12 protein-coding genes are annotated in these 13,353 nt (G+C 40.3%); 4 read left to right on the top strand and 8 right to left on the bottom strand.

The genetic code is table 11. From position 1 onward, the window contains the following. Window positions 1–27: 27 nt before the first annotated feature. The 4 genes from L0B70_RS10285 to L0B70_RS10270 form a co-directional block, all read right to left on the bottom strand. Window positions 28–543 (bottom strand): porin family protein, encoded by a 516-nt coding sequence (locus L0B70_RS10285; protein WP_235141712.1) that lies wholly within the window; start codon window positions 541–543, stop codon window positions 28–30. A 147-nt stretch (window positions 544–690) separates the two neighbouring features. Next, window positions 691–1,272, bottom strand: a complete 582-nt coding sequence (locus L0B70_RS10280) for a hypothetical protein (protein ID WP_235141711.1) — start codon at window positions 1,270–1,272, stop codon at window positions 691–693. A gap of 123 nt (window positions 1,273–1,395) precedes the next feature. Further along, on the bottom strand, window positions 1,396–1,884 hold the full coding sequence (locus tag L0B70_RS10275; RefSeq protein ID WP_235141710.1) for a hypothetical protein: 489 nt from the start codon (window positions 1,882–1,884) through the stop codon (window positions 1,396–1,398). Window positions 1,885–2,031: 147 nt separating this feature from the next. Then, complete coding sequence (locus L0B70_RS10270; protein ID WP_235141709.1) at window positions 2,032–2,991, bottom strand: PhoH family protein; 960 nt, start codon at window positions 2,989–2,991, stop codon at window positions 2,032–2,034. A gap of 129 nt (window positions 2,992–3,120) precedes the next feature. Here L0B70_RS10270 and L0B70_RS10265 point away from each other — a divergent pair, with 129 nt between their 5' ends. After that, window positions 3,121–3,948, top strand: coding sequence for an S-adenosyl-l-methionine hydroxide adenosyltransferase family protein (locus tag L0B70_RS10265; protein WP_235141708.1), 828 nt, complete (start codon window positions 3,121–3,123; stop codon window positions 3,946–3,948). A gap of 63 nt (window positions 3,949–4,011) precedes the next feature. Here the strand turns inward: L0B70_RS10265 and L0B70_RS10260 are convergent, their stop codons facing one another. Further along, complete coding sequence (locus L0B70_RS10260; RefSeq protein WP_235141707.1) at window positions 4,012–6,168, bottom strand: M12 family metallo-peptidase; 2,157 nt, start codon at window positions 6,166–6,168, stop codon at window positions 4,012–4,014. 153 nt (window positions 6,169–6,321) lie between these two features. On the opposite strand from L0B70_RS10260, the gene L0B70_RS10255 reads away from it, so the two are divergent. From L0B70_RS10255 to gldG, 3 genes are read left to right on the top strand one after another with little or no spacing between them, the layout of a single operon-like run. After that, complete coding sequence (locus L0B70_RS10255) at window positions 6,322–6,867, top strand: CopD family protein (protein WP_235141706.1); 546 nt, start codon at window positions 6,322–6,324, stop codon at window positions 6,865–6,867. A gap of 20 nt (window positions 6,868–6,887) precedes the next feature. Further along, entirely contained in the window at window positions 6,888–7,616 is a 729-nt protein-coding gene (locus L0B70_RS10250; RefSeq protein WP_235141705.1) for an ABC transporter permease subunit, read from the top strand. Between the two features lie 26 nt (window positions 7,617–7,642). Further along, window positions 7,643–9,298 carry a gliding motility-associated ABC transporter substrate-binding protein GldG gene (gene gldG, locus L0B70_RS10245; RefSeq protein ID WP_235141704.1) on the top strand — a complete coding sequence of 552 codons (1,656 nt, stop codon included), beginning with the start codon at window positions 7,643–7,645 and terminating at the stop codon, window positions 9,296–9,298. 81 nt (window positions 9,299–9,379) lie between these two features. Here the strand turns inward: gldG and L0B70_RS10240 are convergent, their stop codons facing one another. From L0B70_RS10240 to L0B70_RS10230, 3 genes are all read right to left on the bottom strand, one after another. Beyond that, on the bottom strand, window positions 9,380–9,808 hold the full coding sequence (locus L0B70_RS10240) for a DUF4268 domain-containing protein (RefSeq protein WP_235141703.1): 429 nt from the start codon (window positions 9,806–9,808) through the stop codon (window positions 9,380–9,382). A 95-nt stretch (window positions 9,809–9,903) separates the two neighbouring features. Then, window positions 9,904–11,097 carry a glycine C-acetyltransferase gene (gene kbl / locus L0B70_RS10235; protein WP_235141702.1) on the bottom strand — a complete coding sequence of 398 codons (1,194 nt, stop codon included), beginning with the start codon at window positions 11,095–11,097 and terminating at the stop codon, window positions 9,904–9,906. Between the two features lie 318 nt (window positions 11,098–11,415). Continuing rightward, window positions 11,416–13,350: a M1 family aminopeptidase gene (locus L0B70_RS10230; RefSeq protein WP_235141701.1), complete on the bottom strand. Its 1,935-nt coding sequence runs from the start codon at window positions 13,348–13,350 to the stop codon at window positions 11,416–11,418. Window positions 13,351–13,353 lie beyond the last annotated feature (3 nt).

Below are 13,353 nucleotides of genomic sequence, written 5' to 3'. Positions count from 1 at the left end.
TTTTCTGTTTTTGGTGCTGAATTTTTCTTAGAATTTGTATCCTAAACCTAGATTCAAATAGTTTGCTTTAACAGAATAACCGCTTGGAGCATCCTTTAAATGATTGTTCAACTGAAAAGAATAGCGGGCTTCCACAAATAGTTTCTGCGTGAATTCGTAGGCCGTTCCCAGTGCCAAACCAAAATTTAAAGAATTGTAATAATCTGGAAAAGGATTGTCGTCTAAATCAAAAGTAAATTGCGGACCTGCCTGCAGATTAAATTTCGGATCAACATAATACTTCACCATAATGGGAATTTGTAAGGCACTTCCCCCATCAATGTTGGCGTAATTAACGGCAGGTTGAATTTTCACCATATTTCCCGCAGTGATTTCTGCAAAAAAACCAGCATAGAAACCTGTGTTGGACTCACTATCGTCTCCCATTGGAGTCTTCACCTTTGCAAATCCTGTAAGCATTCCGGCGTTTGCACCAAAATTGGTTTTTTGAGCTTGTAAAACTCCGAACAGCGCAACAGCACCAACCAGTAATAATTTTTTCATAGTTTAATAATTTAGTGCGCAAAAATAATTTTTTTTTCGAGACAAATAGCATGATTATTCACATAAGCTGGAATTTACCCACCTTTTAAACATAAAAAAAGCTGTAACACTCTAGGAAACAGCTTTTAAACTCGTTAAAAATTTTTTTTATTCGGTTTTAATATTGCTCATTGCTCTTTTTTGTGGCAAGAAAATATTTAGGCCTAATCTAAAATCAATTGCAGAAGTAGTTCCTCTGTTTCCGAATCCTAAATTACCATTCAGTTTTACGGAAGCATCTAAACCGATATCCGGTGTTACGAAGTAAGTGTAACCAGGTCCGATTCCTAAATCCAAGCCGTTTGCAGAGTCGCCGCCATTGGAAGCGTTTTGTCCACCAATCCCGGCATTACCTTCCACGAAAAATCTGCCGTGTCTTAAAAGATTGTCGACTCCCTGTTCTCCCGGTGAAAAGTAATATCTGGATAATGCGCCTACTCCGTAGTTAAACTGAGTATCCGAACCTTTTGCTCCGGCAAAACCCAATCGAACATATGGTCCAACAGCCCAGTTGTCCTGCACAAAAAATGCAGCCTGTGGGGTAATCTCGAAACGATATCCTGCACCTTCATTCAGTCCGAAATTAGCAGCGGCCAGTTCGCCGCCTACCATGATATTTCCTTTTTGCAACTGTGCATTTGCCGTGATTCCGATTAACGCGACAGCACCTGTAATCAATAATTTTTTCATAATAGTTATTTTCAGTGTTTTTAACATAATTTATGCCAAAGTTAAAACTGAGGTGTGAAGATAAACTGATTGTGATAAATATCATAAAAAACCGCCGTATGGCGGTTTCTCAATTTTTACTATTTATTTTCCAAAGGAATAGGCGTATCCTAAATTAATGGAACTTAAAGTGGCACCGTCCTGTGAAACGCCGGCGTAACTCAAATTGACTTCACTCGGCCCAAAATGGTATGCCGCTTTCGGCTGGAAGTAAAATCCGCCATCACTTTCGCCATCAGAGAAAAGAAAGCCATAGCCTAAGTCTACGCCCAAACTAAACTGGGGCGTAAATCTATACTGTCCCGATGCAGCTACAGGAACTAAATTTAGATTTTTTGCCCCTAAGTCTTTAAAATCAGAAGTCGGAAAATAGGTGGAAAATCCTGTTGCAACTCCCAAATTGAAATCTGCGGCGACCGGCCAAAGATAAGAACCGTCGACACCTATGGTAAAGGAGCTGACATCACTATAATCACCTACGGGAAGACCAACGTGCGCTCCCAGCTTAAAACCTGTTTGAGCACTTAATGCTCCAAAAAGTGCCACGGCACCCACTAAAAATAATTTTTTCATGGTTAATAATTTTAAAATTAGGTAAACAAATGTATTATATTTTATTTAATTAACAAATTATTAACAATTTAATGTGCAATTTTTTGTAAACATCAATCATCCACGAAATTATGTGAAGGTTAACCTTGATGTGGATATGTTAGTAACTCATTCTTCTCGCATTCTTTGTTCCTCTTTATTATAGGATTCAATAATTTTTCGAACTACGGGATGCCGAACGACATCTTCTTCCGTGAGGTGAACAAAGCCTATTTCTTTTACATCCTTTAAAATCCGCATGGCTTCCTGCAAACCGGATTTTTGGCGCATCGGTAAATCAACCTGGCTGGGATCTCCTGTGATAATAAATTTGGCATTCATCCCCATTCTGGTGAGAAACATTTTCATCTGTGCATGCGTGGTGTTTTGGGCTTCATCTAAAATAACGAACGCCTCATCCAAAGTCCGGCCTCTCATAAAGGCGAGTGGCGCCACTTCGATGACCCTCTTCTCCATAAAACCTTCCAGTTTTTCGTGCGGGATCATATCGCGAAGCGCATCATAAAGCGGTTGCATATACGGGTCTAGCTTCTCTTTCAGGTCTCCCGGCAAGAAACCCAAACTCTCCCCTGCTTCCACGGCGGGTCTGGTTAAAATAATTCGTTTTACTTCTTTATCGCGCAAAGCCCGCACCGCCAAAGCAACGCTGGTATAGGTTTTACCCGTTCCCGCAGGTCCGATGGCGAAGACCATATCTTTCGTGTCTGTTGCTTTTACCAACTTCTTCAGATTGCTGGTTTTGGCTTTGATTATTTTTCCGTTAATGCCTTTTACGATGATATCCTGATCGAAAACCAGCTGTTTTTCAGTTTCGTCTTTAATCTTAAGAATGCTCTCAAAATCCTTTAAATTAATTGCATTATTAGTGGAAATAAAACTAACGAGGTCGTTTAATTTATTCTGAAGTATATCGAGGGTTTCCTGGTTGCCGGCAGCGAAGACATGGTGGTCGCGACCCGTTATTTTCAAGGTAGGAAAAGTGGATTTCAGCAGGTTAAAATATTGGTTATTGACGCCATAAAATGTTTTGGCATCGATGCCATTCAATTCATAATTCAATTCAAACATCTATTGTTTTTTTGGGTTTATATTTTAAATAAATGTATCAAATATATTTTAAATACCATTTTTTACTTTTCCACAATGGCCCTCTAAATATTTTATTTAAACTAAATTTGTCATTCTCTAAATTTATTCATGGCAGTTATTACATTTACATCAGATTACGGGTTGGTTGACCACAGAGTCGCCTCTGTGAAAGGTAAAATACTGAGTTTAAATGAAGATGTAAAAATTGTTGATATTTCGCATCAAATTCAGGCCTATAATCTACTGCAAACCGCCTATATCGTCAGGAACTCTTATTCTTTTTTTCCGCCAGGTACCGTTCATATTATTTCCGTGGACAGTTTTTATACAAAAGAGCGAAAATGCATTCTTTACGAAACGGACGGTCATTATTTTATCGCTGCGGATAATGGCGTTCTGAGTTTAATTTTTTACGACATTAAGCCCGAAGCGGTGTACGAAATCACCCTTAACAATAGATTTGACGATGAAGTCCATTTTACGTCGACCGATATTTTTGCGCCTGTCGCAGTGCATCTGCACAACGGTGGATTACCGGAAGTTATTGGCAGAAAGTTTAAAACGCCGAAACAACTTTCTTTTCCGCGCGCGGTTTATAATGAAAGCGAAAAAATGATCATCGGTGAGATCATGTACATCGATAATTTTGGCAATGTAGTATCCAACATCAGCAAGCGGTTTTTTGAAAAAAACAATATTGCGCTGGAAAATTTCATCATTAAATTCCGAAACTTAGCACTTTCTAAAATTTATAACCAGTATACGGAGTTTGTGCACGACTGGACCAAGGAACACGAATATCATGGCAAGTCAGCCGCAATATTTAACGATGCGGGGCTTTTGGAACTTACTATTTACAAAGGTAACGAATACAACGGGGCGAAAACTTTATTCGGTTTGCGCGTGGGCGAAAATATTTATATAGAATTCAATTAATACCAGAAAAACAAAAAATAGCCGACTCTCGCGAGTCGGCTATTTCTATTCCATCGAAAATGGTTATTTGATAATTTTCTTGTTTACGGTTTCTTTGGATGTAGTTATACTCACTACATAAGTTCCCGCCGGATAATTATTGAGATCGAATCTTTCCTCGGGCGCGTTCCCCTTATTAAAAGTCTTAACTCTTTTTCCCGACGCATCAAATACACTGTAAGAGAGAATTTTGTCTTTCGACGTGATGACAAAGACTCCTTTTGCAGAAGTTTTCGACACGTTAACATCTGTCCCAACCGAAGTTTCTCCTGTGGCCAAAGTAACGCATTCGAAAGTCGCTTTCCAACCTGCTTCGTTAGCAGCCGGATCTGAACTGAATCTTACGGTAATTGCGCCGCTTGCATTCGTAGAAAGGAAAGGACCGGGAATGGTATTCCCGCTTAGCTGCGTTCCACCCGGGAATCTTGGCGAGGCAATATTGGGTCCGTCGTAAATATTCATGAAATCGTAGGCCTCTTCCGTAGCAAATTCGGTAAAGACGAGATTTAACTTATCGCCAGCATTTGCCGGATAAAATGTTTTGATGACTGACTGGTTATCGCCATAGTTCGCATCGGGACCGCCCGGATCCGTAAAGAGAACACCGGTACACCAATCGGCATCTGTTAATGCAAGCTGCTCAAACGCAAACGCCTGAGGTCCCGAACAGTCGGTTCCAACAGCAATTTTGTAGTACGTTCCCGGAACAAGATCGGTAAAATTCAGCGTTTTGTTATTGGTAACTCCGGATGTAATTACGGTACCATCCATTGTAGAAAGTTTGTATTTCCAGTTGGTTCCTACCACATCAACAATTGTTGCAGTTAACGAAGTTTTTGTAATATTCGAAAGCGTTAATCCGGTAACAGACAGTGCACAGGAAGAAATACAATCCTGTCCTAAACATCCTTTTGAATTTACAGTCGCTCTGATTAAAGCGCCGGGTTGAGGCCCAAAACCTTTGGTGAAATTAATTCCAACACTCGGAACAAGGTGGCAATAGCTCATAATGGTTCCGCCATCTGTCGGAAGTGGCGCATTACAACCTTCGTTATTTCCCGATGCGGGTCCGCAGCCGTCGATCGCGGTATCATTTCCGTTCCATCTGCACGCATGCGTATGTGGAGAACCTAAATTGTGCCCAATCTCGTGCGTCATGGCTTCAATATTCCAGGAATATGTTGGCACTTCATTAAAAGTAAAATTCACCCCGGAATAAGAATATTTGTAGGTAGAACAAAGAGCATTCACCCATGCAATACTGGTTGTTGCCGGATTACGTAGCAGCTGCGCAACATCTCCATTGAATGAAGTTCGCGTCGTTCTGAATTTGTTCAGGATTTCCGAAGGCGATCCTGTAAACGGATCTACAGAAGTCCAAACAAAAACTTCGCTTAAGGCAACGGTAATTCCGTCGTTCGAATACAACGTAGAAATATTGTTATGCATAGCCGTAACCCAGTTTGTAGTGGTAGCTACATTAGAACCGTTTTGCGTATAAGGTCCGAAGCCGGCTTCGTAATAAATTCGCACACAGTTATCGGTTTTCTTTGCCGTCATTGTTTTTGGATCGTAAGATGGCCCGGTCATTTTCTGATTTTCCACAAGTTCATCGGCACTACATGAAAAGGGATTAGCTCCCTTCATTTTATGGTCGTTGTAGGCTAAAAAATCGCCGGTTTTTTTCGCTTTTCCTACCACGATATTTCCGACATTCTGAATGGAGGTAACGCCCACTACATCATCATTAAAGAAGCTGATCGCAACAATCGACTCGTTATCTCCTTTTACAATTCCGTGATAATAAACACCGGGAGCATAATTTGCGTAACCTTTATCGGTATTTACTTTAAAGTCGTGTGTGAAAAAATTATTTTTCACCAATTCTAAAGTGATGGTTTTTCCATCGAAAGGAAAACTCATTTCCAGGGCGTCAGGTCGTTCAGCAGTGATGCGCTGAATTTCAGTCTGATTCAATTTCATAACGGTAACTCCTTCCGCGGCGGCATCGTAGGCGTGTCGTTTTTGCTCGGAAGTGTCAACAGTGAAAAGGTTGTACTTCACAAACGTTTTGTTGGCGGAATGGGACTGTTTAACTTTTTCAGCAATGGGTTTTAAACTCTGCGAAAATCCCAGAGCAAAAAATACCAAAGTGAAACACAATTGGAAAATTCTTTTCATAATCTATAATATAAATTTTGTTATTGTGCAAAATAACTAAAAATTATTCAAAACCCTCCAATAAAAATCATTTTAGATCATTGAAATTTACCTATCAAAAACACGGCTTTTAATAAAGTTTAATTTTTTATCTTTGGAACTTATATTTTTTGCATGCTTTATACGGTTATCAAAGCCATTCACCTTATTTTTATGGTCAGTTACTTCGCGGGGATTTTCTATCTCGTGCGTTTGTTTGTATATTATAAGGATACGGACGAATTTGAGGAAGTAAAGAAAAAGGTGCTTCGCGAGCAGTATGTTTTTATGGCCCGAAGGCTCTGGAATATCATTACGGTGCCGGCGGGAATAATTATGCTCGTCAGCGGTCTAACGATGATTTTTTTAAATTTTGGATTGATGAAGACCCCTTGGTTCCATTTAAAACTCACATTTTTAGTAGGCCTTGCTCTGTATCATTACTGGTGCTGGAAAAGGGTTTTGCAGTTAAAAAGCCTTGACGGAGACGCAATGCCCCTGAAAAATCTTAAACTTCGTCAGGCAAATGAGATTGCGACGTTTATTTTGTTTCTTGTTATTTTTACAGTCATTTTAAAATCACTGGTCATCGAATACTGGTGGCAATTAATTACCGGATTTGTCGTTCTGGTTGTTTTAATTATGGGAACCGTGAAACTGGTGAACAAAAGAAAATCTTAATTTTCAGCCCTACTTTATCTATGATTGCATTATTTAAAAAAGAACTTTGGAGCTATTTCGGAAACTGGAGTGCCTGGCTTATTATCGGGGCATTTAGCTTAATCGGCTCGCTCTTTTTATTTTTCTTCGAAAACGATTCAAATATTTTCGATATCGGGACCGCAAGTCTGCAGAGTTATTTTGTACTAGCTCCGTGGTTGCTGATGTTTATTATTCCTGCCATTTCTATGAAAACTTTGGCTGAAGAACAACAATCCGGCACGTTGAACTGGCTTTTCTCCCAACCCATAAAAATTTCCGAAATCATCCGCGGAAAATTTCTGGCCGTTTGGCTCGTGGGGGTTTTGTGCATCATTCCGTCTCTGGTTTATTTGTACACCATTTATATCTTAGGTGTGCCGAGCGGAAATATTGATTGGGGCGCGACTTTGGGCAGTTACTTCGGCCTCATTCTTTTGATCGCTGCTTTTTCGGCCGTGGGAATTTTAGCTTCCTCGCTTTCCCAAAATCATATTATGGCTTATTTGCTCGGCGTTTTCCTCTGCTTCTTTTTTTATTTTGGCATTGAGCAGTTGGCGAGCTATAAATTATTGGGCGGCGCTGATTATTTCCTAAGCAATATTGGATTTTACCAGCACTTTATCGCCTTTACGAGAGGTCTCATCGATACACGAGATGTTTTCTATTTCCTTTTGGTGGTTGGGATCTGCCTCTTTCTGGCTCAAATTTTTGTTGAAAAGAAAAAGTAAAAATTGTGCTTTTTAGAAATTAAAAAATGAAGAAAAAAAATATCATTTATCTTATTTTTGGCGGCTTTTTGCTGCTCGGCGCTTTCGGAATTTTTTCTCAGCGCTTCGATCTTACGCAGGAAAAAAGATATACGCTTGCCGAATCTACGGTAAAAATTTTAAAATCCGTCGACAGGCCTTTAAATGTGGTGGTTTATCTCGAAGGTGACTTTCCGGCGAGTTTTCGTCAGCTTCAGAATGAAACAAAATTTATATTAGAGGAATTCCGCAAAATCAACCCAAAAATCGAGTTTGAATTTATTGACCCCATCAAAACAAAAATGTCGAAAGATACTTTGGCGGCCATGGGAATTCAGCCTTCCATCCTACCCGACATGAAGGACGGCAAAATCTCCGAAATTGTGATGTTTCCCTATGCCGCTTTAAAATATAAGTCGTCTGGATTTTCAATTCCTTTGATTATCAATCAAACCGGCATCGACGCGTCTGAACAGTTGAACAGATCCATCGAAAATCTGGAATATAATTTCGCTTCGAACATCAAATTACTTACAGAAGATCGCAAAAAAACCGTAGGAATCTTAATTAATCAGGATGAATTAGGTCCCACCCAATTCCAGGGATTTATGGAAATGGCCCTCGAAAATTACAACGCCGGACCTATTATCCCGGCAGATCAAAAAGAACTTTCGCTTGCCGATATTCCGAAACTGAAAAGAATGGACGCTCTTGTGATCGCGAAACCGCGCAAGGCTTTTACGGAAAACGAAAAGGTAATTTTGGATCAGTACATCATGAACGGCGGCAAAACGCTGTGGATGATTGATGCCGTAAATGCGGAGATGGACACGCTTTTTCAATCCAGAAAGATAATGGCGTACCCCATGGAAACCAATTTAACCGATTTCTTTTTCAATTACGGGATCAGAATTAATGCAGGATTGGTGAAAGATTTAAAAAAATCTGCACTTATTAGAATTGTCTCTGGCGAAGTTGCAGGAAACCCGCAGTACAGCAGTTTTCTGTGGCCTTATTTTCCTTTGGGAATTGCTGAAGATGAAAATCCCATCACGAAAAATATTAATCCCGTTAAGTTTGAATTTCCGACGTCGATTGATACATTAGGACGCAAAAACATCAAGACAAAAGTACTTTTTGAATCTAGTGAGAGAACGAATGTGAAGCAGGTGCCAAATTATGTAGCGTTATCAGAAATTGTGCTGAGCGATTCGTTAAGCGAGTTCGATCAACCCACTGCGCCAAAAATTTTTGCTGTAAGTCTGGAGGGAAAATTCACTTCCGCATATGCATCGCGAAGCGAACGAAATTCTTACCCTAATTTTAAACCGCAAAGTTCCGAGAACAAAATGATCGTGATTGCAGACGGAGATGTGGGAAGAAATCAGATGTATAAGGGGAAAGCCCTGCCTTTAGGTGAAGATCTTCTTACGAAACAGACCTACGGCAACGAGCAGTTTTTAAGAAATGCGCTGGATTTTCTGTTAGACGATTCCAATATTATGGATTTGCGAAACAGAAATATCGAAGCCAGATTGCTGGACCGCCAAAGAATTGACGAAGAAAAAACAAAATGGCAATGGATCAATCTGTTATTTCCTTTAGCCATCATCGTACTTTTGGGCGCCGTATTTTGCTGGTGGCGAAAAAGGAAATTTCAATAAATTTTTTGGGCTTAATTTTCGAGATGTGTTAAATGCTTTTAATGTTTTCCACCTAAATGCAAAATTCAGCTTTGTTCCCCTTTAAACATCTTTAATAAAATCTTCGTACTCATAATAAAGCCGCTCAAAGCCTTCCATTTTTTCCACAAAAAACTCGAAAATTTCCTGCCACGTATTTTTGTTGTAGATGGAGACATTTTCTTTTGTTACCCAAATTCTTGCGATCACTTTTCCGTTTTCCAGCGTATAAAATTCCTCTTTCTGAAAGGCGCCAATTTCTTCTTTCAAAAGATCTTCCAAGGACCAGATCTTTTCATAATATGCATTGCGAAAGAGTTCGTCGTTCATTTCAATATCCAGAGAAACTTCGGCCTTTTTCGGATCGGCATAAAATTTAAAGGAAAAATCTTTAATTTTCGTATCATAAAGAATCCATTTGCGCGGAAAACTCTTGCCAAAAGCAATCCAAAAGTCTTTTCGAAGTTGTTGTGCTTCCTGTTTGTTAAACATCTTTTTTTAATTTAAAAAAGTCTTTCAGCAGTTGAAAGGCTGAAAGACTTTTTGGAACGATGATCTTATTTATTTTTGAAGAAAATAGGACAATATTAGATTACATCCAAAGTTTTACCTACCTTCTCAAAAGCAGCGATGGCTTTATCCAACTGCGCTCTAGTGTGGGAGGCCGAAAGCTGTACTCTAATTCTGGCTTTTCCTTTCGGAACTACGGGATAAAAGAATCCGATAACGTAAATACCTTCTTCGACGAGTTGTTCGGCCATTTTCTGAGCCAAAGGTGCGTCGTAAAGCATTACGGGAACAATGGCCGCGTCTCCGTCCGGAATATCGAAACCTTTTGCTTTCATTTCTTTCCGGAAATATTCCGCGTTTTCCATAACCTGATCTCTCAACGTGCAGTCGTCGGAAATCATATCCAATACTTTTATGGCTGCACCAACGATCCCGGGCGCCAGAGAATTACTAAATAAATACGGACGAGAGCGCTGTCTCAACATATCGATAATTTCTTTTTTGCCTGATGTAAAGCCGCCCAAAGCGCCGCCCAAAGCTTTCCCTAAAGTAGATGTAATAATATCAACCCTTCCCATCACCTCGTTGGATTCATGCGTCCCACGACCGGTTTTACCAATAAATCCGGTAGCATGAGAATCGTCCACCATTACCAGGGCATCATATTTCTCCGCTAAGTCGCAAACTCCTTTCAAATTGGCTACAATTCCGTCCATCGAGAAAACGCCGTCGGTTACAATAATTTTGAAACGGTGATTTTTTTCGGATGCCGCTTTTAACTGGTCTTCCAAATCTTGCATGTTATTATTTTTGTATCGGTAGCGCGCAGCTTTACACAAACGCACGCCGTCAATGATAGAAGCGTGATTTAATTCATCGGAAATAATGGCATCTTCCTCTGTAAAAAGCGGTTCGAAAACGCCACCGTTCGCGTCGAAGCAGGCAGCATACAAAATGGTATCTTCCATACCCAAAAATATGGAAATTTTGGCTTCCAGCTCTTTATGGATATCCTGAGTTCCACAAATAAAACGAACTGAAGACATGCCGTAACCGTGGCTTTCGATCATATCCTGAGAAGCCTTCATCACGTCCGGATTGTTGGACAGGCCCAAATAATTGTTGGCACAGAAGTTCAGCAGTTTTTTACCGTTGACTTCGATTTCGGCCGCTTGCTGCGACGTAATGATTCTTTCGGTTTTAAAAAGTCCGTCGTTTTTAATATTGTGAAGTTCCTGCTGTAAGTTTTCCAGATAATTTTTAGAGATCATAATTGAAATGTTTAGAATGCTAATTTAAGAAAAAAGCCCCCAAAACGCGATTGTTTGAACGCTATTTTCCGAAGAAGGTTTTTAATTTCAGAATTATTGCTGAAGGATGCGGTTTCTGGGATATTACGAAACAACGCTTTATATAATACTACTTGTGCGTCTCCAGACATAGTTCAGTCTTGATCGTTCAAAACCACGTGCAGATGCAATGCAATATATTCGTGGTATACAGCAGTATTTCGATGATCGTAAATTATTTTCCGCGGTTGCACGCGATTTTATTCGAAAAAAGGCCCTCATTCCTGAGAGCCTTTCATTTTAGTTTTTAATAAACTTGAGATTTTGATCTGCGATTTTGAGGACATAAATTCCTTTTGGAAGATTACCGACTTCGATCTTTTCTTTGGAAGAATATTTTCCCGTTTTCACCATTTTCCCGTCCATGCTATAAATTTCGAAAGGCTGATCCACAGTGATGCCCGAAACAGACAATTGATTATTTACCGGGTTGGGATAGATTTTGACAGCTTCTTTACTGATGTTTGCTACCGCTAAAATACTTGTGTCTTTGGTTACCGTAGAATTTTTCTGGATAATCTGATTTTCATAGTTGAACTGAACAGAAGCTACCGGAAAACCCACTATCTTTTCAAAATTTTGATTGTTTGCCGTATTATCCAAAACAACATACGCCACCTGGCCGCCTGTTCCGATGACTTTGATGGGCAACGGAAGTTCAAAAAAACTGACGGAAGCATTGCTTTGTGTTTGGCTTACTTTAAATCGTAAGACCTGATCGGCGGTCTGATTCCACTTGATTTGATAGGTTGGGTAGCCCTGGCCGTAGATCCAGTCATTAAAAAATCCGGTAAAATCTTTTCCTGTAGACTGTAAAACCGAGGCTTTAAAATCTTCGGTCCTGGCATAATTATACGCCAGATTCGGACGCGAATGATAATCTTTTAGCGCAGCGTAAAAAACATCGTCACCCAAAATCCATTTCATCATCCGCAATACATAACCGCCTTTTGCATACGTTAAACGGCCACTAAAAAGCGTATTGCTGTCGCCCAAAGCCGAGGTCGCAACATAAACGCTTCCCCCGGCAGAACTCGTTATGTAATCAATTTCGTCGGCGAGATAGTTTTGGAAGGCCGCGCTATTCATCAATAATTTTTCGTTGGCAAGGTGTTCGCCGAACGTGGCAAAACCTTCATTCAGCCAAATGTCGTTCCACGCACCGCAGGTTACCTTATCGCCAAACCACTGGTGCGCGAGTTCGTGTGCGATTATACCGCGGCTCCAGGCGCCCATAGACGACATGGTGGCGTGTTCCATACCGCCGCCCCAGCTGAACTGCATGTGACCGTACTTTTCGTTTCGGTACGGATAAGGACCGAAATACTGCTCAAAAGTATCCATTACTGTTTTTGTCCAGGCGATATTCGACATGATGGTAGTGTTGGACGTCGTCGAGGGATAAAGATAATTGACAAACGGGAAAGGGGGTGTTCCCATGGTGTCGTTAATTTTGGTATAATTTGTAATACCTAAGGCAATAAGATAAGCCGGAATGGGATAGTTGGTCTGCCAAAAAGTTAATTTTTTCCCACCTGTCACTAAAGTTTCCGCCAATAATTTTCCATTTGAAGCAACGCTGTATTGCGACGGAGTCGTGATTTTTATATCCACCTTCTCAATCTTATCATTCATGCTTTGTTTCGTAGGAAACCATTCCTGCGCACCATACGGTTCTGAAAGGGTAAACAAAACCGGTGTTCCTCCTTGGGTGGAAACCGTAAAAGCATCTCCCGCACTTCCCACAGTGGAGGGAGCGCCTGAATATTTAATCGACAAGGAATCTAAAGTACCTGTCGATAATGCTGCCGGAAAATCAATTTTAAGTTCTTTTGTACCTAATTGGGTGAAAATTAACGCTGTACCATGGTATTTTACTTCTGAAACCGTGAGCGTGTTGGCAAGGTCAAAATAAATAGCCGACATATTTTCTTTAGCGATAAAATGATTGGTTACCGTTCCCGCGACAAACTGTTGCGAGGGGTTCAGTTCCAACTCAAGCCGCTGGTACCTCAAATCGTAGTTCGCGGTATTTGGATTCTCATTGTAATCAATCATTTTTGAATACAGATCCAACTCGCCTTTCATCATGCTTTTCCGTTCTGCCTCTTCAGATCTCTGGGAATAAATCTGTCCAAAAATCAAGGCTATCACTAAGATATAAAGTTTTTTCATGTA

Source organism: Kaistella sp. 97-N-M2 (assembly GCF_021513235.1).
GTDB lineage: Bacteria > Bacteroidota > Bacteroidia > Flavobacteriales > Weeksellaceae > Kaistella.
Note: the sequence above shows the minus strand (reverse complement) of the source record. Positions and strands in the feature narration are given on the sequence as shown.

What these genes read in the sequence shown, in the direction of transcription:
- L0B70_RS10285 (WP_235141712.1), bottom strand. Translation starts at nt 543, where the DNA reads ATGAAAAAATTATTACTGGTTGGTGCTGTTGCGCTGTTCGGAGTTTTA.
- L0B70_RS10280 (WP_235141711.1), bottom strand. Translation starts at nt 1,272, where the DNA reads ATGAAAAAATTATTGATTACAGGTGCTGTCGCGTTAATCGGAATCACG.
- L0B70_RS10275 (WP_235141710.1), bottom strand. Translation starts at nt 1,884, where the DNA reads ATGAAAAAATTATTTTTAGTGGGTGCCGTGGCACTTTTTGGAGCATTA.
- L0B70_RS10270 (WP_235141709.1), bottom strand. Translation starts at nt 2,991, where the DNA reads ATGTTTGAATTGAATTATGAATTGAATGGCATCGATGCCAAAACATTT.
- L0B70_RS10265 (WP_235141708.1), top strand. Translation starts at nt 3,121, where the DNA reads ATGGCAGTTATTACATTTACATCAGATTACGGGTTGGTTGACCACAGA.
- L0B70_RS10260 (WP_235141707.1), bottom strand. Translation starts at nt 6,168, where the DNA reads ATGAAAAGAATTTTCCAATTGTGTTTCACTTTGGTATTTTTTGCTCTG.
- L0B70_RS10255 (WP_235141706.1), top strand. Translation starts at nt 6,322, where the DNA reads ATGCTTTATACGGTTATCAAAGCCATTCACCTTATTTTTATGGTCAGT.
- L0B70_RS10250 (WP_235141705.1), top strand. Translation starts at nt 6,888, where the DNA reads ATGATTGCATTATTTAAAAAAGAACTTTGGAGCTATTTCGGAAACTGG.
- gldG (WP_235141704.1), top strand. Translation starts at nt 7,643, where the DNA reads ATGAAGAAAAAAAATATCATTTATCTTATTTTTGGCGGCTTTTTGCTG.
- L0B70_RS10240 (WP_235141703.1), bottom strand. Translation starts at nt 9,808, where the DNA reads ATGTTTAACAAACAGGAAGCACAACAACTTCGAAAAGACTTTTGGATT.
- kbl (WP_235141702.1), bottom strand. Translation starts at nt 11,097, where the DNA reads ATGATCTCTAAAAATTATCTGGAAAACTTACAGCAGGAACTTCACAAT.
- L0B70_RS10230 (WP_235141701.1), bottom strand. Translation starts at nt 13,350, where the DNA reads ATGAAAAAACTTTATATCTTAGTGATAGCCTTGATTTTTGGACAGATT.